Below are 20,192 nucleotides of genomic sequence, written 5' to 3'. Positions count from 1 at the left end.
ACAGGTCAATTCGCCCATCACGACGCCCCGGCCGACGCTGTCTTGGCGCCACCCCCCTGCGCCTTTTCGGCCTTCCTCGCCTTGCCCTTGCCTTCGCCCCCGCCAAGCAGCCGGTCGATGTCCTGGCGTTCCAGCATCTCGTGCTGCTCCAGCTCGGCGATAAGGGCCTCGATCTTCCGGCGGTTGCCGCGCAATGTCTCCAACGCACGTTCCTCGGCCTCGATCAGCAGCCGGCGGACGGCCTTGTCCGCCGCTTCCGCCGTCGCCTCCGAGAAGTGTCGGGGCTGGGCCATCTCGCGGCCCAGAAAGGGGTGCTCCTCGCTCTCGCGGACATCGACCGGGCCAAGCTCGTCGGACATCCCCCAGCGGCCCACCATGGCGCGGGCCAGTTGCGTCGCCTGCCGGATGTCGTCGTCGGCGCCCGAACTGACACTCTCCAGGAACAGCTTCTCCGCCGCGCGCCCGGCCAGCATCACCGATAGGCGGGTGCGCAGGTATTCTTCGGTCAGGGTGTGACGCTCTTCCTCTGGAAGCTGCTGCGTGCCGCCCAGCGCGCGGCCGCGCGGGATGATCGTCACCTTATAGGGGGAATCCGAGTCGGGCAGGTAGTAGGCGACGGCGGTGTGCCCGGCCTCGTGCACGGCCAGGCGATGGCGCTCATTCTTGTGGATCGCCAGGGTGCGGACGGTGCCCATCAGGATGCGGTCGCGCATGTCGTCGAAATGGCGCTTGTCCACGGCGCGCTTGCCATCGCGCGCGGCGGCCATGGCGGCCTCGTTCACGAGATTCTTCAGGTCGGCGCCGGAAAAGCCCGGCGTGCCCGCGGCGATGGCGTGCATATCTACATCGGCGGACAGTGGCACGCGCCGCGCGTGAACCTTGAGGATCTGCTCCCGCGCGTCCAGGTCGGGCAATTCCAGCGTGACGTGGCGGTCGAAGCGGCCGGGGCGCAGCAGCGCCGGGTCCAGCACGTCAGGCCGGTTCGTGGCCGCCAGCACGATCACCGCCTCGTGTCCGGAGAAGCCGTCCATCTCCGCCAGGATCTGGTTCAGCGTCTGCTCGCGCTCGTCATGCCCGCCGCCGAGACCGGCGCCGCGCACCCGGCCGACGCTGTCCAACTCGTCGATGAAGATGATGCAGGGTGCGCGCTTCTTCGCCTCGGCGAACATCTTGCGCACGCGGCTGGCGCCAACGCCGACGAACACCTCGATGAACTCCGAGGCCGAGATGTGGAAGAACGGCACGCCCGACTCGCCCGCCAGCGCGCGGGCCAGCAGCGTCTTACCGGTTCCCGGCGGGCCCATCAGCAGCACGCCGTGCGGCACCTCGGCGCCCAAGGCGGTGTACTTGTCGGGGTTGCGCAGGTACTCGACCAGCTCGGCCACCTCGCGCTTGGCGTTCTCCTGACCCGCGACGTCGTCGAAGGTGACCTGGGCCATCGGCTTTTCTTCCGACTGGGAGCCGCCGGAGAGGAAGTCCTTGATATCGCCGCCGCCCATGCCGCCGCCGAAAGGCCCACGCGACATGCGCCGCCACAGGAAAATCCAGAAGCCGATCAGGATCAGCCACGGCAGGAAGCCCATAAGCCAGTACAACGGCCCGGTTTCCTCGCTTTCGGCGACCTGCACCTCGACGCCCTGGCTCTCCAGAAGCGTCAGGAGTTCCGGATCGCCAAAGTCGGGCACCCGCGTGCGCACGGCGATGGAGCTTTGCCCGCCCGGCCCCTCGACCGGCTCGGCCAGCCAGCCCTGCACCTCGCGGCCCTTCAAGACCACGCGGTCCACCTCGCCGGCCTTCAGGCGTTGCTTGAAGTCGGTGTACGACAACTGCACCGGCGTCTTGACCGGCTGGACCGACTGCTCCGGCGAGAGAAGCAGCAGCAGGAATGCCAGCGCCGCCAGGATGGCGAGAACCGGCAGCAGCTTTCTGAATTGATCCATCAAGCGCCTTCCAATCCGCTTTCGGCGCCCAGCCTAGACTGGCGGCCGCCAACGCGCCCTTGACCCGGATCAATGGGCGTCGGGCGGAACCGGCGGCCGGGCGTGTGAATTTGCGCCAACGCATGGCGCCGGGACGCCGGTCCGCCGAATATACCGCCATGAGGGGAATGGCGCCATGAGCAAGCTTGCCTCGACGGATGGCGCGGCGGGCTGGGAGCACTTCGAGCACGGCGCCGACGTCGGCCTGCGCGCCTGGGGGCCCACGCTGGAAGCCATGCTGGAGCAGGCCGGAATCGCCCTGACGGCGGCGGTGACCTGCCCCGCCAGTGTGAGGCCGTCGGAGCGCATCGCCATCGAGATTCGCGGCCGCGACCCGGAAACCCTGCTCTACGACTGGCTGAATTCGCTGGTCTACGAAATGGCGGTGGATCGCTTGCTCTTTGCCAGGTTCCAGGTGCACCGCCGGGACGGCGGCCTCGCCGCCGAGGCCTGGGGCGAGCCGATCGACGTGGCCCGGCACGCCCCGGCGGTCGAAGTCAAGGGCGCCACCTATACCGCGCTGAACGTCAGCCGCCTGCCCGACGGCGGCTGGCTGGGCGAGTGCGTCATCGACGTGTGAGGCAAATGCGATGGATACGGCAAAGCTGGAGCGCATAACGGCGACGGCGTGGCGGATACCGCCGCACGACGGCATGCACGTGCCGGGGATCGTCTACGCCGACGAGTATCTGATCGCCGACATGGACGACAAGGTCTGCCAGCAGGTCTGCAACGTCGCGAAGCTCCCCGGTATCGTCGAGGCTTCCTACGCCATGCCCGACGCGCACTGGGGCTATGGCTTCCCCATCGGCGGGGTCGCGGCCTTCGATCCCGAGGCGGGCGGCGTCGTCTCGGCCGGCGGCGTGGGCTTCGACATCTCCTGCGGCGTGCGCACGATGCTCACCGGCTTGCCGGCTAATCGGGTGGTGGAGGTGCGCGATACCCTGGCCGACGCACTCTATGCCGAGATTCCGGTCGGCCTCGGCAGCACCGGACACCTGCACGTCGTCGGGGAGGAGATGGACGCCATGCTGCTGGGCGGTGCCCGCTGGGCGGTGGAGCAGGGTTATGGCGATGCCGCCGACCTGGAGCGCATCGAGGAGCGCGGCCGCATGGCCGGCGCGGAGCCCGCCACCGTCTCCGACCGCGCCAAGACCCGTCAGCGCGACGAGGTCGGCACGCTGGGCTCCGGCAACCACTACCTTGAGGTGCAGCAGGTCGCCGAAATCCTGCTGCCCGACGTCGCCGAGGTCTTCGGTCTTCGCGAAGGCGATGCCGTCGTCACCATTCACTGCGGCTCGCGCGGGCTGGGACACCAGATCGGCACCGAGTTCCTGCGCGAGATGGTGGAAACCGCCGGCGAGCACGGCATCGCCCTGCCCGACCGCGAACTTGCCTGCGCGCCTATCGAGTCCGCGCTGGGCCGGCGCTATCTGGGCGCCATGCGCGCCGGCATCAACTGCGCCTTCGCCAACCGCGAGGTGATCGGCCACCTGGCACGGCAGGTCTTCGCGCGGGTGCTGCCCGAGGCGCGGCTGGACCTGCTGTTCGACGTCTCGCACAACACCTGCAAGGAAGAGGCGCATCCGGTGGCCGGCGAGAGCGCGGCACGCCGGCTGTTCGTACACCGCAAGGGCGCCACCCGCGCCTTCGGGGCGGGCGACCCGGCCTTGCCGGAACCGCTGCGCGCGGTGGGACAACCCGTGCTGATCGGCGGGTCGATGGGCACGGCCTCCTATGTCCTGGTCGGCACGCCGCGCGACGGCGGCCATGCCTTCCGTTCCGCCTGCCACGGCGCGGGGCGCGCGCTGAGTCGGCATGCCGCACTGCGCCGCTGGCGCGGCCGCGACATCGTGAACGACCTGGAGCAGCGCGGCATCGCCATTCGCAGCCCATCCATGCGCGGCGTCGCCGAGGAGGCGCCGGGCGCCTACAAGGATATCGACGCCGTGGTCGAGGTGGCCGAGCGCGCGGGCCTGGCCCGGCGCGTCGCCCGGCTAACCCCGATGATCTGCGTCAAAGGCTGAGTGATTGACAGGGATCAATGAAGGTTGCGCCGCACCGGTATATGGTCTGTTCCACTTGGGGCGAAACCGCAATCAACGAGGAGGCGGTAGTGACCATGACCCGCTGGCATAATGCCGACATCGACGCCCTTGCGGTCCGCTCCCAGCGCTTGGACGTCGGCGGGAAGACCGTCGGGAGCCTGATCACGCTTGGCCACGGCTTCGTCTTCTACAGCAGCGACCCCCGGCTGGCGGCGCTGGATGGCTCGCGTTTCGCCAGCGTTGCCGCCGCACGGCAGGCGGTCGAGCGGGCGCTGAAGCGCGAACTCGCCGAAGACTGCGTCGGGCCCGCCATCGCCGCCACACGGGGCGGCACACGTCGCCACTGACGGGACTTCCGGGATGACGGACATCGTACAGGGCCAGCGCTTCTGGAAGCACGGCGACCACCGCCATGTCTGGATCGTGGACGCCGTCCTTTCCCGCCCCGACGGCGAGGGTCAGTACGCCATCCTGGTGGCCGAGCACGGCGATGCCGAGGAAGAGGTCGACATGGAGCGGCTGCGCGACCGCGCCTATTACACGCGGGTCCCCGAAGATCCTCACCTCGTATCCGAAGAGTAACCCGAAATAAGAAGGAGCCGTGCGCGGAACCGCCATGACGATCCCTCTCGAGCTGATATTCCACAACATGGACGCATCCCCCTACGTCGAGGCCGATGTCCGCGAAAAGGCCGAAAAGCTCACACGCTATTTCGACCGGATCATCGGTTGCCGCGTGGTCGTCGAGGCCCCCCCCCACCACCAGCACAAGGGGCGGCTTTACGACGTGCGCATTGACATCTCGGTTCCCGGCAACGACATCGTGGTGAACCACCAGGGGCCGAAGGATCACGCCCACGAGGACGTCTACGTCGCGGTTCGCGATGCCTTCGACGCCGCCTATCGCCAGTTGGAGGACCACGCCCGCAAGGCGCGCGGCGACATCAAGGAGCACGAGACGCCGCTTCACGGCACGGTGCGGCGTATGTTCCCGGACCACGGCTTCGTCGAGACCTCGGACGGCCGGGAGATCTACTTCCACCGCAACAGCGTGGTCGAAGGGGAGTTCGACGGCCTGAAGCCGGGCAGCGAGGTGCGCCTGGAGATTGTCCACGGCGAGAGCGCGGAAGGCCCCCAGGCGACGACCGTCAAGCCCATCGGCAAGCACCATCTGGTGGAGTAACCCGCGCCCGGACCGCCGGCGACGCCGGAGTTGATGCGCCTCAAAGCCGCCCCGCGCGGCTCGTGGTTGCATCGGGCAGTCGTTCAGGAATGGGTGCTCCCGTCATGACCAGCGGCCAGGATATTCTCGCCGACGTGCGCGCGGCCCTCGACAGCGTTGCGGCGCTGGACCTGCACAAGACGCCCGTGGACGTCGCCTGGGACGGACAAGCCGTGACGCTGGAAGGCGAGGTCGACAGCATCGTTGCCAAGAAGCTGGCTCTGGAGGCGGTGGTCGCCCTGCCCGGCATTTCGGCCATCGTCGACCGCCTGCGGGTCGCCGCGGCGCAGCCCCAGGGCGACGGCGAGATCTGGCACGACCTGACGGACGCTCTGCAGCAGGACACCGCCTTCCGCGAGTGCCGCCTGCGCGGCCAGGTGGACGGCCGACCGGAATCCGTGCTGCAGGACCCGGAATCGCCGCGCGGCGACATCGTCTGCACCGTGGAGGATGGCGTCGTCACCCTGGACGGCGAGGTGCCGGGCCTCGGTTACAAGCGGCTGGCCGGCGTGCTGGCGTGGTGGGTGCCGGGCACGCGGGACGTGGTCAACGGCCTGGCGGTGGAGCCCGAGGAGGCCGACGGCGCCGACGAGATCACCGACGCGGTGCGCGTCGCCCTGGAAAAGGACCCCTTCGTCGACGCAAGCCAGGTGCGCGTCACCACGGATGGCACCGTCGTCACCCTAAGGGGACTCGTCCCGACGGAATCCGAGCGCGAGATGGCGGAATACGATGCCTGGTTCGTTTTCGGGGTCGACAAGGTCATCAACCGCATCGACGTGCGAGCATGACGACGGATGTCATGACCGGCATCGAACCGTCACGCAAGGCATCGCAAGAGGCATCGCGGCCGAAAACCGTTTTTGTCATTGGTTGGGAGCGGTTCAACACGGCTTTCCTGAAGCGCATCGAAAAGCCGGAAGCCTATGTTTTCCGTCCCCTGCTCAGCTACGGCGAGGTCGTCCATCCGCCCTACGACGTGCCGAAGCTGATCGAAAAGGCCCACCGGTCCATTGACGAAAGCGGCGTCCGGCCCGACGCCATTATCGCCTACTGGGATTTCCCGAGCAGCTTCCTGCTTCCCTTGCTCCGTGCCGAATACGGCCTTTCCGGGCCGTCGCTGGAAGCGGTGCTGCGCTGCGAGGACAAGTACTGGAGCCGCGTGCTGCAATCCCGCGTCCAGCCCGAGCTGGTGCCGCGCTTCCAGGCCTTCGATCCGTTCGACGACGGTGCCGTGGCCGGTATCGAGCTGCCGTTTCCCTTCTGGGTTAAGCCGATCAAGGCGCATTCCTCCCATCTCGGCTTCAAGATCCACGACCGGAAGGAACTCGCCCGGGCGGTCGAGATCATCCGCCGCGGCATCGACGTCTTCGCCGTACCGTTCAACGACTTCCTGCGCCGCGCAAAGGTTCCCGCCGAAATCGCCCGTATCGACGGCTACCACTGCCTGGCCGAGGAGATCATCTCGCAAGGCAGCCAGTGCACGCTGGAGGGTTACGCCCTGAGCGATACGGTCGAGATTTACGGCATCGTCGATTCCGTGCGCACCGGCCGGCACAGGTCCTCTTTCGCGCGCTACCAGTACCCCTCGCGCCTGCCGGGGCACGTGACGGCGCGCATGACAGCCGCCGCCGAGCGCCTGATTCGCTTCCTGGAGTTTTGCAACGGCCCGTTCAACGTCGAGTTCTATTGGGACAAGGCGCGCGACGACATCAAGCTGCTGGAGATCAACGCCCGCATCTCGAAGTCGCACTGCCCGCTGTTTTATCTCGTGGACGGCGCCACTCACCAGCAGGTGGCGGTGCGGGTCGCGCTGGGCGAAAGCCCTGACATGCCGCACCGCGCCGGCCGCTATGGCGTGGCCGGGAAGTTCATGCTTCGCCACTTCACCGATGCGGAAGTCCGCCGGGTTCCGGACGAAAGCGATATCCGCCGCCTTGAACGCGACGTGCCGGACGTTTTCTTCCGCGCCATGGTCGAGACCGGCCAGCGCCTGGCGCACCTGCCGCTACAGGACAGTTACAGCTTCGAGGTGGCGGAGCTTTTCATCGGAGCGGAAAACCAGAAGGCGCTTCTGGAGAAATACGAAAGGTGCCTGTCGTACCTGCCGTTCGAGTTCGAGGACACGCCGGCGCAGGCGCGGACCGGCACTTGATCGACCTCAACGCCGTTGCATCGCGCGTCTGCTTCTATCGATCCGGTAGGCGGCGCAGAGAAAGGCAGGCCGATGACCGATGAATGCGGCTCGTCCCCCGACAAGGCCATCGCCGACCGGGCGCTCCGGCTTCACGCCCGCTATCGCGGCAAGATCCAGACGATTCCGAAGGTTCCGCTACGCGCGTTGAGCGACTTCGCCATCTGGTACACGCCGGGCGTGGCCGCGGCATCCCGCGCTGTCCACGCCGATCCGGACGAGGTCTATCGCCAGACCAACAAGGCCAACACAATCGCCATCGTTACCGACGGCTCCCGCGTTCTGGGGCTGGGGGACATCGGCCCGGAAGCGGCCCTGCCCGTGATGGAGGGCAAGGCGCTGCTGTTCAAGCACCTGGGCGGCGTCGACGCGGTGCCGATCTGCCTGGACCTGAACGCGCCGGAGAAGATCGTCGCGACGGTGAAGGCGCTGGCCCCTGCCTTCGGCGCCATCAACCTGGAGGACATTTCGCAGCCCAAGTGCTTCCAGGTTCTCGACCGGCTGCGCGAAAGCCTCTCCATCCCGGTGTGGCACGACGATCAGCAGGGGACGGCCACCGTGGTCCTGGCGGGCCTGCGCAATGCGCTGAAAGTCGTGAACAAGCGGCTGGACCAGGTTCGTATCGCGCTGATCGGCGCGGGTGCGGCAAACATTGCCGTCTTCCGCCTGCTGACCGCCGCCGGCGCGGACCCGGCGCGCATGGTCGTGTGCGACAGCCAAGGCATCCTGCATCGTGAGCGCGACGATATCGCCGCCACTCGCGAATCCTACGCCGACAAATGGCGCATCTGCCGGACCACCAACGCCGAGGGACGGACCGGCGGCGGCGAGGAGGCGCTACGCGATGCCGATGTCTGCATCGCCTTCTCCCGCCCCGGCCCCGGCGTAATCGAGCCACGCTGGATCGCCGGGATGGCAGCGGATCCCGTGGTATTCGCCTGCGCCAACCCGACGCCGGAAGTCTGGCCCTGGCAGGCGGCCGAGGCGGGTGCCGGCATCGTCGCCACCGGGCGCAGCGACCTGCCGAACCAAGTGAACAACGCGCTGGCATTTCCCGGTATTTTTCGCGGCATCCTGGACGTTCGAACCAGGGCCATCGACGAAGGCGCCGCCATGGCCGCCGCGGACGCGCTGGCGGAACTGGGGGAGCGGCGCGGGCTTGGCCGCGAGTCGATTTTGCCCAGCATCGATGACCCGGCAATCGCGGTCGAACTGGCCGTCGCTGTCGGCCGTCACGCCATGGAGATGGGCGAGGCCGCGCGGCCCTGCGATACGGCCGAGCTTCGCGCCGGGGCGGAGCGGCGCATCGCCGCCGCGCGCGCGGCAACTGACGCGCTGATCGGCGCCGGCCTCATCGCCGGGCTGGACGACGCCCCTTAGCCGGGAGGCTCCTCGCGCTCTGCGTGGCGAAGCTGGGTACGGCGGATGCTGTGCACTGTCGCCACGACCTCCTCATCCGGCAGGGGCGGGCGGCAGCGTATGGCGTTCCAGCACAGCAGCAATTCGATGACGACGTCGATATCCACGCCCCGGTGCAGCAGGTGCCCGGCGAACGAGGCGATAGTGTTGTTCCGCGCGCCCTCCCCCACGCCGCTGCGCACCAGCTCTCGCCAGTACGCGGCGGGCCAGCCGGCACCTCCCGTTGTATCGGGCACGTCCGACAGGAGCCACCCGGGCATGTCGGCCGGGCTCAGGCTCTGCGGATCGCGGCCCGGCGCCCAGCGGTAATGGCCGCCGGAAGGATGGCCGGACGGCGGCGCCACGACGAGGCCGCCGTCGCCGCGCAGGTCCAGCCCGGGGGCGAAGCCGGCGCGGTTGGCCACGCCGTGACCCGGATGACGGAAATACAGGTGGCGCCCGCCGCTGCCCGTTACCGCCTCCACCGTCACCGGCAACGCGCCGTGCCGGGCGCAAAGCTCGGCCAGGCTGTCCTCCCCGCCATGCCGCGGATCGACATCGAGCACCAGGAGGCCCGAGACGAACCCCGTCACGACCCCGACCCCGGCCCCCGGCCAGCGCTTGAACCATGTCCGGATCTCGTCCGATCCCGCCCGCCGCGACTGGAATTCCTCCCAGCTCACCAGCGGCCGTTTCCCGCGCGGCACGATCGGCACGACGGACCAGCCGAGGGCGGCGTAGGCGAGCGCCGCCTGTTGTGCCTCGCTTCCGTCCTTGCTCGGGTTCATCAATCCTGGTAGCGGCCGACCGGCAGCAGCGCCAGCGGGCGCTCCCTTTCCGCCATCCCGAGACGGCGCTGCACGGCCTCGTCGTCGAAGGCGCCCACGACAGTGGTGCCGAGGCCGAGTGCTGTCGCCTGAAGATAGACGTTCTGAACGGCGCAACCGGCCTCGATATGGACGTAGCGCTCGCCGCGTGCGTGGTACTTTGCCGTCGTCCGCTCGAACACGGCGGCGACGGCGATGATGACGGGAGCATCCACCATCCAGTCCTGGTGCAGCGCGATGCGGGCCAGCGCCTGGCGCTCATCGCCGGACTGCACGTGGTCGAGCGCGGCCCCGGACACGTCCGCCCGGTAGACGCCGCTGGCCAGCCCCTCGACGTGGCCGGCGACGACGTAAAGCTCCAGGGGATAGAGCGCGCCGGCGGACGGCGCCGCCCGGAAGCCCGCCGGATTGGTCACGCCCTGCGCCGCCCAAAGAAGCTGCGAGAGATCCGCAAGCGCCAGCGGCTCCGCCCGGAAGCTACGGCGCGAGCGGCGCCGCCCAATCGCAGCTTCCAGCGGCATGCTGCCGTTCGTAGTGGGCGCCGGCAATTCCATCCGCCCCGCCGCGTTCACCTGCCGTACCCGGCTCTCGCTCATCACCGCGCCTCCCGCCAAACCGCTTATCAATCCGCCAAGTCCCAGGAACAGTAACCGCCGCCGTGGAGCATGCAAGGAACCATCCTCCCGCTTGGGGCTTCTTGGGGAAAGCATTGTTCCCATTTGACAGACGCCGCTCAATGCGCGGCGTCAAGGGACGGTCTTCATTGGTCCGGGTAAACTGAGTAGCCAATCATATATCCGCCAGCACAACCCTGACGCCGTTGCCAGACCATGGCGCCGCCGCTTTCATTCCGATGCGGCGATTCGGGCATTTCGTCGGAGCATTAGGGAAGGGGGGCGTGAAACAACGTAAGCTGTCGGCGGCCCCCCTTTGGCCTTGAGCGATGCGGGAAACGAATACGGGTCGGCGCGCGAGAAACACGCCGACCCGTATGAAGAAGTCTGATTGTCCTCAGGAGATGTGCATCCGCAGTGATCCTGCCCCGAGGCCCACAACAGTATCGATACGCACCAATGGACTGAAATGCAATCAGATTTTTCATATACGCCTCACGTTCTGGGTGAAATATTTTACTATCTTTCGCAATCCAGATTTCAGAATTACATGGCATACGCCGATCGGGACAAGCAGCTGGCCATCCACTTGTATCGTTGGAATGTCGAGCTTTCCGAGAGTCTCTATTGGCCGCTCCAAACAGTCGAAATCGCGTTCCGGAACGCCATTGCCGCAACCCTGCGAGATCGCTTTGGGGCTGGCTGGCACCTCAACGGCCACTTCCATCGAATCCTGGCGGAGGAACATAGACTGAAACTCCGCCAAGCCGTGGCCCGACAAAAAAGAAAACGAAAATCCGAACGTCCAACGGAAGACGCCGTAATCGCCGATATGCCGTTCGGATTTTGGACCTCGCTACTCACAGCCCGCTACGACGTGCCGCTGAAGTGGAACCATAATATCCGACGTTCGTTCCCGCACATTCCCCGCGGATGCAGCAGGGGAACCATTGCCGGTTCGGCCGACCGCATCCGGGATATCCGCAATCGGATCGCGCATCATGAGCCGATCCTGCATCTCAAGCTCGACCGCAAATACGGGGAGATTAAAACCCTGCTGGATTGGATATCGCCGGACCTTCGTTGGTTTGTCGAGCATTCCTGTGCATTCGACAGCGCTTGGCGCGGCCGCCCTCCCCACCCCGACACCCCCGGTTGATCTGGCGCATGGCGGCCCGTTGCGCGTTCTCCGTAGGCTTTTCGAAGGCCATGCGGAACCGCCATGGAAAAAGGGCCGGCGATATGGAGTGGGAGGTCATCACCAAGGCGCGGCGCGGCGACGAGGCTGTGCCGAACCTTGAAAGCTACGACAAGGCCCGCGCCGAATTCTCCTGGGAAGCCGCGCGCGCGGCCCTGGACGGCTTGCCGGGCGGCGGGCTCAACATCGCCTACGAGGCCGTCGACCGGCATGTCGCGAAAGGCCGGGGCGACAAGCTGGCCCTGCGCTGGCTGTCCAAGACCGGCGAACGGCGCGATTTCACCTATGCCAATCTCGCCGCCGAGAGCAGCCGCTTCGCCGAGGTGCTGCGCCGCCTCGACGTGGGCCAGGGGCACCGCGTCTTCTCGCTGATGGGCCGGCTGCCGGAGCTTTATATCGCCGCTCTCGGCACGCTGAAGAACGGCAGCGTTTTCGCGCCGCTGTTCTCAGCCTTCGGGCCGGATCCGGTGCGCCAGCGCATGGAGCTGGGCGACGCCACGACGCTGGTGACGACCCCCTCGCTCTACCGCAAGAAGGTGAAGCCCTGGCGTCACGAGCTGCCGGACCTGCGCAACGTCCTTCTGGTCGGCGACGAGCCGCCGGTGGAGGACACCATCGACCTTGCCACCGCGATGGCCGAATGCGACGGCAGCATGCCCTGCGCGGCGATGGAGCCGGACGAGATGGCGCTGCTGCATTTCACCAGCGGCACCACCGGCAAGCCCAAGGGCGCGATCCACGTCCACGAGGCGGTCGTCGCGCACCACGCCACCGGCCGCTTCGCGCTGGACCTGCATCCGGAAGACGTCTTCTGGTGCACGGCCGATCCGGGCTGGGTGACCGGCACCTCCTACGGCATCGTCTCGCCGCTGACGAATGGCGTCACCATGATCGTGGACGAGGCCGAGTTCGATGCCGAGCGCTGGTACGCCATCCTACGCGACGAGAAGGTGACGGTCTGGTACACCGCGCCCACGGCCATCCGCATGCTGATGAAGGTCGGCCCCGAATTACCGCAACAGTACGACCTGTCCCGCCTGCGCTTCATGGCCAGCGTGGGCGAGCCGCTGAACCCCGAGGCCGTGGTCTGGAGTCAGGAGGCCTTCGGCCGGCCGTTCCACGACAACTGGTGGCAGACCGAGACCGGCGGCATCATGATCGCCAACTACGCCGCCGAGCCGGTGAAGCCCGGCTCGATGGGCCGGCCGCTGCCGGGGATCGAGGCCGCCATCGTCACCCACGACGACGGCGGAGCGCCCGAGGTCGTGGACGCGCCGATGACGCCCGGCGAGCTGGCGCTGCGCCCCGGCTGGCCGTCGATGTTCCGCGGCTACCTGCACAACGAGGCGCGTTACAGGAAGTCCTTCGCCGGCGGCTGGTACCTGACGGGCGACCTGGCGATGCGCGACGCCGACGGCTATTTCTGGTTCGTCGGGCGCGCCGACGACGTCATCAAGTCCGCCGGCCACCTGATCGGCCCATTCGAGGTGGAAAGCGCGCTGCTGGAGCACCCCGCCGTCGCCGAGGCGGGCGTCATCGGCGTGCCGGACGAGATGATGGGCGAGGCGGTCAAGGCCTTCGTGGCCTTGAAACCCGGCTACGAGGCGGATGAGAAACTGCGCAAGGAACTCCTCGGCCATGCCCGCAAGCGCCTGGGCGCGGCCGTGGCGCCGCGCGCCATCGACTTCCGCGACGTGCTGCCGCGAACGCGCAGCGGCAAGATCATGCGACGCCTTTTAAAGGCCCGCGAACTCGGGCTGCCCGAGGGCGACACCTCCACCCTGGAAAGCGGCGCGTGATGGCCCCCGATACGCACAAACCCCGGCTGAGCCGCGCGCACCTTCTGGAGGTGCTGCGGCAGATGCTTCGCATCCGGCATTTCGAGGAGAAGTGCGCGGAGCTGTATCAGCAGGAAAAGATCCGCGGCTTCCTGCACCTCTATATCGGCGAGGAGGCCGTGGCCGTCGGCGCCATGCGCGCGCTGGAGCCGGAGGACGCCGTCGTCGCCACCTACCGCGAGCACGGCCACGCGCTGGCGCGCGGCGTGCCCATGACCGCCGTCATGGCCGAGATGTATGGCAAGGCGGAAGGATGCAGCGGCGGGCGCGGCGGCTCCATGCACCTGTTCGACGCCGAGCGCCGCTTCTTCGGCGGCAATGCCATCGTCGGCGGCGGCCTGCCGCTCGCCATCGGCCTGGCGCTGTCCGACAAGCTGGCGGAACGCCCGCGCGTCACCGCCTGCTTTTTCGGCGAGGGTGCGGTCGCCGAGGGCGAGTTCCACGAAAGCATGAACCTGGCCGCGCTTTGGAAGCTGCCCGTGCTGTTCATCTGCGAGAACAACTACTACGCCATGGGCACGGCGCTGGAACGCTCGGAATCGCAGACCGACGTGCACCTGAAGGCACAGGCCTACGGCATGCCGGCCGAGGCGGTGGACGGCATGGACGTTGTCGCGATCGAGGCGGCGGCCCTTGGCGCCGCGGCGGCCGTGCGCGCCGGCGAGGGGCCGCGCTTCCTGGAATGCCGCACCTATCGCTTCCGCGCGCATTCCATGTTCGATCCGCAGCTCTACCGCGACAAGGCGGAGGTGGAGGAGCACAGGAAGCACGGGCCCCTGGTCCGCTTCCTCGGCTGGATCAAGGAAGCCGGGCTGCTGCATCAGGAAGACGTGGACCGGCTGGAACAAGAGATTGCAAAGGAAATCGACGAGGCCGTCGCCTTCGCCGAGGCCGGCGAATGGGAACCCGTGGAGACGCTAACCCGCCACGTCTACGCCGAAGAGGCCGCGTCATGAGCCCGGACACCGCAAGCGACACGCAGGCAGCGGCCACCGCGCCCGGCGGCGGCACGACCACCATGACTTATCGCGACGCCATGCGCGCGGCCATCCGCGAAGCCATGCAGCGCGATCCCCGCGTCTTCCTGATGGGCGAGGACGTGGGCCGCTACGGCGGCTGCTACGCCGTCAGCACGGGGCTGCTGGAGGAGTTCGGGCCGGAGCGCATTCGCGACACGCCGCTGTCGGAATCGGCGTTCGTCGGCGCCGGTATCGGCGCGGCGATGGGCGGCATGCGGCCGATCGTCGAGATCATGACGGTCAACTTCAGCCTTCTGGCGCTGGACCAGATCGTCAACAACGCGTCGACGCTGCGCCACATGTCGGGCGGACAGTGCGGCGTGCCGCTGGTGATCCGCATGGCCACCGGCGCCGGCCGGCAGCTCGCCGCGCAGCACTCGCACTCCCTGGAAGGCTGGTACGCGCACATCCCCGGTCTGAAGATACTGGCGCCGGGCACCGTGGAGGACGCGCGCTACATGCTGCAGCCGGCGCTGGACGACCCGGACCCGGTGCTGATCTTCGAGCACGCCACGCTCTACAACGCCGAAGGCCCCGTGCGCGACCTTGCCGGGGACTACGACCCCTGGCGGGCCGCCGTGCGGCGCGAAGGCGGGGACGTCACGCTGATCACCTATGGCGGGACGCTGGGCCGCACGCTGGAAGCGGCGGAAGCGCTGAAGGAGGACGGCATCGCGGCCGAGGTGATCGACCTGCGCAGCCTGCGCCCGCTGGACGACGCGACGATCATGGAATCGCTGCGCAAGACCCGCCGCGCCGTCATCGTGGACGAGGGCTGGAAGAGCGGCAGTTTGTCGGCGGAAATCACCGCGCGCATCGTCGAGCAGGCCTTCTGGGACCTGGACGCGCCAATACAGCGCGTGTGCAGCGCCGAGGTGCCGATCCCCTACCCGCGCCACCTGGAGCAGGCGGCGGTGCCGCAGCCGGGGCGGATCGTTGCCGCCGCGAAGGCCACGTTGGGCCGGGACTGAGGCCGGCAATGGGCGAGTTCGTCATGCCATCCCTGGGTGCCGACATGGACGCCGGCACGCTTGTCGAATGGCTGAAGCAACCGGGTGAGACGGTGCATCACGGCGACGTCATCGCCGTCGTCGAAACCCAGAAGGGCGCCATCGAGGTCGAGGTTTTCCAGGACGGCGAGATCCGCAAGCTGCTGGTCGAGGAAGGCACGAAGGTGCCGGTGGGCACGCCGCTCGCCGTCATCGGCGGCGAAGGCGAGGAACCGACGGCGGCAGTGGAAGCCCCCGCCGAAGCGGCAGCACCCGCGCCGGCCCCGGCGGAAGCCGCCACGGCCCCGGCGGAGGCCGCCCCTGCCCCGTCCGAGCCCGCGGTCCAGCCACCGCCCCCACCGCCAAGCGGACGCTCCCGCGCGTCGCCGGCCGCGCGCCGGCTGGCGGCGGAGCGTGGCGTGGATCTGGAGACGCTGAGCGGCAGCGGACCCGACCGAGCCGTCGTCGCCCGCGACGTGGAAACGGCAATGGCCGAAGCGAAGGCGGAGACGCCCGCCCACCCTGCGCGCCCGCGCCTGGACCTGGCGGAGATGCGCAAGGCCATCGCCGCCGCCATGGCGAAGGCGAAACGTGAGATCCCGCATTACTACCTGTCGCACGAGGTCGATATCGAGGCGGCGCAGGCCTTCCTCGACAAGGAAAACGCCGAGCGTGCGCCCGACAAACGCCTGCTGCTGTCCGTCCTGCTGTTGAAAGCCACGGCGCTGGCGCTGAAAAAGCATACGCAGTTCAACGGCTTCTATACCGACGGCGAATTCCGCAAATCGGAGCGCATCCACGTCGGCGCCGCCGTCGCCATCCGCGGCGGCGGGCTGGTCGCGCCGGCGATTCACGACCTCGACCAAGCCTCTCTCGACACGATCATGGATAGGCTGCGCGACCTTGTGGCGCGCGTGCGGACCGGAACGCTGCGCAGTTCCGAACTCAGCGATCCGACGGTGACCGTCAGCAGCCTGGGCGAGCGTGGCGTCGACGCGCTTTACGGTGTCATTTACCCGCCGCAGGTGGCGCTCGTCGGCTTCGGCACGCCCAATGTGCGTCCGCGCGTCGTCGAGGGGCGGATCGAGCCGCGACGGGCGCTGACTGCCAGCCTCGCCGCCGACCACCGGGTCAGCGACGGCCATCGCGGCGCGCTTTTCCTTGCCGAGATCGACCGCCTGCTGCAGGAGCCGGAAACGCTATGACACCCCAGGATATCCGCGCCGCCGTCATCGAGGAACTGGAGAACATCGCGCCCGAGGCGGACGCGTCCGCCGTGCCGGGCGACGCCGACCTGCGCGAGGAACTGGACATCGATTCGATGGATGTCCTGAACTTCGTGACCGCGCTGCACAAGCGCCTGAAGGTCGATATTCCCGACCGCGATCAGCCCAAGCTACTGACCATCGACGGCGCTGTTGCCTACCTGCAAGAAAAACTCGCGGCGCGAACGGGCTAACGACTTCCCCTTTTTTGTCCCGCGATTGATTGACGCGTGTCAACGCGCGGCATAACGCGTCCATTTATACGCCTTATGCAGACAAGAACAATGTCCGGGGAGGTCCGTCATGTGCGGACGCGGATTGCGAGCACATCTCGCCATTCTGTTTTCTTTTGCTTTCGTCATCTTGGCGCCGGCGGCCATGCCGGCGCACGCGCAGGACGCCAATACGCCGCGCTACCGCGTCGAGCTGCCAAGCCCGGCCTTGTCCGGCATCCCCATGAACGTCACGGTCGAGGCGCTGGCCCCGGCCGAACCGGCCGAGGACGCAGTCGTGCTGCGGATCGGCGACGGCCGCTATCCGCTTGAATTCGACGGCCAGGGCAAGGCAAGGGTTGGCGACGTGACCTTCCCTACCGGCAGCCCCGAGGTGCAGGTCCTTGTCGGCGAAACCGCGGTGACCTTCGCGACATCGGAGGGCGCGGCCGTCGCAACCTCGGCCAACGCCGATGTCATACCCGGCTGGCTGTCGATCCTGCCGCCGATCGTGGCCATCGGCCTGGCGCTTCTGACCCGGCGGGTCATTCCATCGCTGCTGGCGGGCGTATGGATCGGCGGCTGGTTCGTCGCCGAGCTATCGGTGGGCGGTCTCTGGACCGGGCTTCTAGACGTGATCGACACCTGGGTGCTGCGCGCGCTGGTGCCCGCCGACGGCGATACCGGGCACATGTCGATCATGCTGTTCACCATGCTGATCGGCGGCATGGTCGGCATCATCTACAAGAACGGTGGCACCCCCGGCATCGTCGAGCGCATCACCGGCTGGGCGAACACCCGGCGGCGCGGCGAGATCTCGGCGTGCGCGGTGGGCACCGGCGTGTTCTTCGACGACTACGCCAGCATGCTGGTCACCGGCAACGCCATGCGGCCAATCACTGACGCCGTCCGTGTCTCGCGCGAGAAGCTGGCCTACATCGTCGATACGACGTCGGCCCCCGTCGCCACGCTGCTGCTGGTGACGACCTGGATCGGCTTCCAGGTCGGCCTCATCGGCGACGCGACGAAGGGCCTGGAGGGCTATACGCAAAGCCCCTATGGCACCTTCCTGCAGGCCCTGCCGTACATGTACTACCCGATCCTCGCCGTCCTGTTCATGTGGGCGATCTGCATCACCGGCCGCGACTTCGGCCCGATGGCGAAGGCCGAGTCCCGCGCGGCCAGCGGCCCGATCTCGGCGCAGGCGGAGGAAAAGGGCGAAAGCGGCGACGAGTTCGCGCCGAAGGAAGGCATCCCGCATCGCGCCGTCAACGCGGTCGTCCCGATCCTCGTCCTGCTTGGCGTCACCATCGCCGCGCTGTTCATCACCGGCAGCGGCGACAACGTCATGGACATCGTCGGCAGCGCGGACTCCTTCTCGGCGCTGCTGTGGGGCTCGCTGCTTTCGGTCATCGTGGCCGGCATCCTCACTGTCGGACAGGGACTTCTTTCCCTCGGCGAGACGGTCGAGGCGTGGCTGATCGGCGTGAAGGCGGTGCTGGAGGTGCTGGTGATCCTCACCCTCGCCTGGGCGCTGTCCGACCTGACGCAGGCGCTGAGCACCGCCACCTATCTGGCATCCCTGCTGGGCGAGGCGCTGTCGCCCGCGCTGCTGCCGACGATCATCTTCCTGCTGGCCGCCGCGATTTCCTTCGCCATCGGAACGAGTTGGGGCACCATGGGCATCCTGCTGCCGCTGGCGGTGCCGCTGGCCTGGACGATCCTGGCGCAGAACGACATGGCGGGGCCGGTCGGCATGCCGATCCTCTACGCCACGGTCGCCGCCGTGCTGGGCGGCGCGGTATGGGGCGATCATACCTCCCCGATCTCGGACACGACGGTGCTGTCGTCCGCCACCTCGCACTGCGACGTGGTCGACCACACCAATACGCAGCTTCCCTACGGCCTGGTCGTGGGCGTCGCGGCCGTGGTCCTGGGTCTCCTGCCCGCCGGCTACGGCGTGCCGTGGTGGATCGGCATGCTGGTGGCGATGGCGGTGCTGCTGGCCGTGATCTATGTCGTCGGACGGCCTATCGAGGAACCACGGATCGAGCCCGCGGAAAAGCCCGCGACAGGCGGCGGCGCCCGTCATTCCACGGCCCGCTGAGGGCGAAAGGGAGCAAGGACGATGGCGAACGAGACGAGCGAAGCGAAGCTGGGCGTTCACTCCGAAGTCGGCCGGCTGCGGCGCGTGCTGGTGCACCGCCCGGACCTCAGCCTGCGCCGCCTGACGCCGAGGAACTGCGCCGACCTGCTGTTCGACGACGTGCTGTGGGTAAAACGGGCGCGCGAGGAGCACGATGTCTTCGTCGATTCGCTGCGCGACCGCGGTGTCGAGGTGCTGCTGCTGCGCGACCTCTTGACGGAAACGATGCGCGACCCGAAGGCACGGACCTGGCTGCTTGAGCGCAAGATCCGCGACAGCGTGGTGGGGCCGTTCCTGACGGAGCGCCTGCGCAGCTACCTGGAGGAGATGCCGGCCGAGGACCTGGCCCGCAACCTGATCGGCGGCATCGCGCGGGCCGAGCTGCCGTTCCAGCACGAAAGCCTGTATTTCGGCCAACTGCGCGAGAACGAGTTCGTGCTGCCGCCGCTGCCCAACCACCTGTTCACGCGCGATACCTCCTGCTGGGTGGCCGACGGCGTCTCCGTCAATCCGATGGCCAAACCCGCCCGGCGCCAGGAGACCCTGAACCTGGAAGCGATCTACAGCTTCCATCCCGCCTTCGCCGACAGCGAGTTCGACGTCTGGTTCGGCGGCAACGACACCGATGCCGGCAGCGGCAATGGCGCGGCCACCATCGAGGGCGGCGACGTCATGCCGATCGGCCACCGTACGGTGCTGGTCGGCATGGGCGAGCGCACCACCCCGCAGGCGGTGGAGGCGTTGGCGCAGCAACTGCTGCAGGCGAACGCCGTCGATCAGGTGATCGCCGCCGAATTGCCGCGCGAGCGCAGCTACATGCACCTCGATACCGTGATGACGATGGTCGACCGCGACGCCTTCGTCATCTTTCCCGAGGTCGTGCACCGCATCCGCGGCTGGCACCTGCGCCTGGCCGGCAGCCGGGTCACCATCGAACAGGCGCCGGATTTCCTGGATGCCGTGGCGGAGGCCCTGGGGGTGGAGCGGCTGCGCACCATCACCACCGGCGGCGACGACTACGAGGCCGAGCGCGAGCAGTGGGACGACGGCAACAACGTGCTGGCCATCGAGCCGGGCGTCGTCATCGGCTACGACCGCAACGTCGATACCAACACGAAGCTGCGCAAGGAAGGTATCGAAGTCATCACAATTCCGGGCTTCGAGCTGTCGCGCGGGCGTGGCGGGGCGCACTGCATGAGCTGCCCGATCGCGCGCGATCCCATCTGACCGGCGCCAAGCCCGC

The 20,192-nt window shown here is 68.0% G+C and carries 19 protein-coding genes; 16 read left to right on the top strand and 3 right to left on the bottom strand.

What is annotated here, in order from left to right:
- Positions 1-17: 17 nt before the first annotated feature.
- Positions 18-1,940, bottom strand: coding sequence for an ATP-dependent zinc metalloprotease FtsH (ftsH, locus tag DRB17_RS15075; RefSeq protein ID WP_114583051.1), 1,923 nt, complete (start codon positions 1,938-1,940; stop codon positions 18-20).
- Positions 1,941-2,115: 175 nt separating this feature from the next.
- Here ftsH and DRB17_RS15070 point away from each other — a divergent pair, with 175 nt between their 5' ends.
- From DRB17_RS15070 to DRB17_RS15035, 8 genes are all read left to right on the top strand, one after another.
- Complete coding sequence (locus tag DRB17_RS15070) at positions 2,116-2,559, top strand: archease (protein ID WP_114583050.1); 444 nt, start codon at positions 2,116-2,118, stop codon at positions 2,557-2,559.
- 10 nt (positions 2,560-2,569) lie between these two features.
- The gene (locus DRB17_RS15065; protein WP_114583049.1) at positions 2,570-4,006 is read left to right on the top strand and encodes an RtcB family protein; all 1,437 of its coding nucleotides are present in this window, start codon (positions 2,570-2,572) and stop codon (positions 4,004-4,006) included.
- A 95-nt stretch (positions 4,007-4,101) separates the two neighbouring features.
- Positions 4,102-4,374, top strand: a complete 273-nt coding sequence (locus DRB17_RS15060; RefSeq protein WP_147274922.1) for a hypothetical protein — start codon at positions 4,102-4,104, stop codon at positions 4,372-4,374.
- 13 nt (positions 4,375-4,387) lie between these two features.
- On the top strand, positions 4,388-4,609 hold the full coding sequence (locus DRB17_RS15055) for a hypothetical protein (RefSeq protein ID WP_114583047.1): 222 nt from the start codon (positions 4,388-4,390) through the stop codon (positions 4,607-4,609).
- Between the two features lie 34 nt (positions 4,610-4,643).
- Positions 4,644-5,210 (top strand): HPF/RaiA family ribosome-associated protein, encoded by a 567-nt coding sequence (locus tag DRB17_RS15050; protein ID WP_114583046.1) that lies wholly within the window; start codon positions 4,644-4,646, stop codon positions 5,208-5,210.
- 104 nt (positions 5,211-5,314) lie between these two features.
- Complete coding sequence (locus tag DRB17_RS15045; protein ID WP_114583045.1) at positions 5,315-6,040, top strand: BON domain-containing protein; 726 nt, start codon at positions 5,315-5,317, stop codon at positions 6,038-6,040.
- Positions 6,037-7,404, top strand: coding sequence for an ATP-grasp domain-containing protein (locus DRB17_RS15040; RefSeq protein ID WP_114583044.1), 1,368 nt, complete (start codon positions 6,037-6,039; stop codon positions 7,402-7,404). The genes DRB17_RS15045 and DRB17_RS15040 overlap by 4 nt, the downstream gene beginning before the upstream one ends.
- Positions 7,405-7,476: 72 nt before the next feature.
- Positions 7,477-8,823: an NAD(P)-dependent malic enzyme gene (locus DRB17_RS15035; protein ID WP_114583043.1), complete on the top strand. Its 1,347-nt coding sequence runs from the start codon at positions 7,477-7,479 to the stop codon at positions 8,821-8,823.
- On the opposite strand, the gene DRB17_RS15030 is transcribed toward DRB17_RS15035, so the two are convergent.
- Together DRB17_RS15030 and DRB17_RS15025 are read right to left on the bottom strand one after the other, a co-directional pair.
- A complete protein-coding gene (locus DRB17_RS15030; protein ID WP_114583042.1) occupies positions 8,820-9,629 on the bottom strand; it encodes a bifunctional DNA primase/polymerase in 810 nt (269 codons plus the stop codon). The genes DRB17_RS15035 and DRB17_RS15030 overlap by 4 nt on opposite strands.
- Complete coding sequence (locus DRB17_RS15025) at positions 9,629-10,264, bottom strand: SagB/ThcOx family dehydrogenase (RefSeq protein ID WP_114583041.1); 636 nt, start codon at positions 10,262-10,264, stop codon at positions 9,629-9,631. Before DRB17_RS15025 ends, DRB17_RS15030 begins: the two co-directional genes overlap by 1 nt.
- Positions 10,265-10,832: 568 nt before the next feature.
- On the opposite strand from DRB17_RS15025, the gene DRB17_RS15020 reads away from it, so the two are divergent.
- From DRB17_RS15020 to arcA, 8 genes are all read left to right on the top strand, one after another.
- Positions 10,833-11,441: an Abi family protein gene (locus DRB17_RS15020; RefSeq protein ID WP_161958845.1), complete on the top strand. Its 609-nt coding sequence runs from the start codon at positions 10,833-10,835 to the stop codon at positions 11,439-11,441.
- A gap of 83 nt (positions 11,442-11,524) precedes the next feature.
- On the top strand, positions 11,525-13,279 hold the full coding sequence (acsA, locus tag DRB17_RS15015; protein ID WP_114583039.1) for an acetate--CoA ligase: 1,755 nt from the start codon (positions 11,525-11,527) through the stop codon (positions 13,277-13,279).
- Positions 13,279-14,274: a pyruvate dehydrogenase (acetyl-transferring) E1 component subunit alpha gene (gene pdhA / locus DRB17_RS15010; protein WP_114583038.1), complete on the top strand. Its 996-nt coding sequence runs from the start codon at positions 13,279-13,281 to the stop codon at positions 14,272-14,274. Before acsA ends, pdhA begins: the two co-directional genes overlap by 1 nt.
- Positions 14,271-15,308, top strand: a complete 1,038-nt coding sequence (locus DRB17_RS15005; protein WP_206607912.1) for an alpha-ketoacid dehydrogenase subunit beta — start codon at positions 14,271-14,273, stop codon at positions 15,306-15,308. The genes pdhA and DRB17_RS15005 overlap by 4 nt, the downstream gene beginning before the upstream one ends.
- An 8-nt stretch (positions 15,309-15,316) precedes the next feature.
- Positions 15,317-16,531 carry a dihydrolipoamide acetyltransferase family protein gene (locus tag DRB17_RS15000; RefSeq protein ID WP_114583037.1) on the top strand — a complete coding sequence of 405 codons (1,215 nt, stop codon included), beginning with the start codon at positions 15,317-15,319 and terminating at the stop codon, positions 16,529-16,531.
- Positions 16,528-16,785, top strand: a complete 258-nt coding sequence (locus DRB17_RS14995) for an acyl carrier protein (protein WP_114583036.1) — start codon at positions 16,528-16,530, stop codon at positions 16,783-16,785. Before DRB17_RS15000 ends, DRB17_RS14995 begins: the two co-directional genes overlap by 4 nt.
- Positions 16,786-16,969: 184 nt before the next feature.
- On the top strand, positions 16,970-18,910 hold the full coding sequence (locus tag DRB17_RS14990; protein WP_114583075.1) for a Na+/H+ antiporter NhaC family protein: 1,941 nt from the start codon (positions 16,970-16,972) through the stop codon (positions 18,908-18,910).
- 21 nt (positions 18,911-18,931) lie between these two features.
- Positions 18,932-20,176: an arginine deiminase gene (arcA, locus tag DRB17_RS14985; RefSeq protein ID WP_114583035.1), complete on the top strand. Its 1,245-nt coding sequence runs from the start codon at positions 18,932-18,934 to the stop codon at positions 20,174-20,176.
- Positions 20,177-20,192 lie beyond the last annotated feature (16 nt).

This window comes from Ferruginivarius sediminum (assembly GCF_003344765.1).
Classification (GTDB): Bacteria; Pseudomonadota; Alphaproteobacteria; order Kiloniellales; family Rhodovibrionaceae; genus Ferruginivarius; species Ferruginivarius sediminum.
The sequence above is the reverse complement of the archived record's forward strand: the minus strand, read 5'-3'. Positions and strand labels throughout refer to the sequence as shown.

Bases quoted from the DNA above. Each gene is read 5' to 3' on its own strand.
- ftsH (WP_114583051.1), bottom strand. From the start codon at position 1,940: ATGGATCAATTCAGAAAGCTGCTGCCGGTTCTCGCCATCCTGGCGGCG.
- DRB17_RS15070 (WP_114583050.1), top strand. From the start codon at position 2,116: ATGAGCAAGCTTGCCTCGACGGATGGCGCGGCGGGCTGGGAGCACTTC.
- DRB17_RS15065 (WP_114583049.1), top strand. From the start codon at position 2,570: ATGGATACGGCAAAGCTGGAGCGCATAACGGCGACGGCGTGGCGGATA.
- DRB17_RS15060 (WP_147274922.1), top strand. From the start codon at position 4,102: ATGACCCGCTGGCATAATGCCGACATCGACGCCCTTGCGGTCCGCTCC.
- DRB17_RS15055 (WP_114583047.1), top strand. From the start codon at position 4,388: ATGACGGACATCGTACAGGGCCAGCGCTTCTGGAAGCACGGCGACCAC.
- DRB17_RS15050 (WP_114583046.1), top strand. From the start codon at position 4,644: ATGACGATCCCTCTCGAGCTGATATTCCACAACATGGACGCATCCCCC.
- DRB17_RS15045 (WP_114583045.1), top strand. From the start codon at position 5,315: ATGACCAGCGGCCAGGATATTCTCGCCGACGTGCGCGCGGCCCTCGAC.
- DRB17_RS15040 (WP_114583044.1), top strand. From the start codon at position 6,037: ATGACGACGGATGTCATGACCGGCATCGAACCGTCACGCAAGGCATCG.
- DRB17_RS15035 (WP_114583043.1), top strand. From the start codon at position 7,477: ATGACCGATGAATGCGGCTCGTCCCCCGACAAGGCCATCGCCGACCGG.
- DRB17_RS15030 (WP_114583042.1), bottom strand. From the start codon at position 9,629: ATGAACCCGAGCAAGGACGGAAGCGAGGCACAACAGGCGGCGCTCGCC.
- DRB17_RS15025 (WP_114583041.1), bottom strand. From the start codon at position 10,264: ATGAGCGAGAGCCGGGTACGGCAGGTGAACGCGGCGGGGCGGATGGAA.
- DRB17_RS15020 (WP_161958845.1), top strand. From the start codon at position 10,833: ATGGCATACGCCGATCGGGACAAGCAGCTGGCCATCCACTTGTATCGT.
- acsA (WP_114583039.1), top strand. From the start codon at position 11,525: ATGGAGTGGGAGGTCATCACCAAGGCGCGGCGCGGCGACGAGGCTGTG.
- pdhA (WP_114583038.1), top strand. From the start codon at position 13,279: ATGGCCCCCGATACGCACAAACCCCGGCTGAGCCGCGCGCACCTTCTG.
- DRB17_RS15005 (WP_206607912.1), top strand. From the start codon at position 14,271: ATGAGCCCGGACACCGCAAGCGACACGCAGGCAGCGGCCACCGCGCCC.
- DRB17_RS15000 (WP_114583037.1), top strand. From the start codon at position 15,317: ATGGGCGAGTTCGTCATGCCATCCCTGGGTGCCGACATGGACGCCGGC.
- DRB17_RS14995 (WP_114583036.1), top strand. From the start codon at position 16,528: ATGACACCCCAGGATATCCGCGCCGCCGTCATCGAGGAACTGGAGAAC.
- DRB17_RS14990 (WP_114583075.1), top strand. From the start codon at position 16,970: ATGCCGGCGCACGCGCAGGACGCCAATACGCCGCGCTACCGCGTCGAG.
- arcA (WP_114583035.1), top strand. From the start codon at position 18,932: ATGGCGAACGAGACGAGCGAAGCGAAGCTGGGCGTTCACTCCGAAGTC.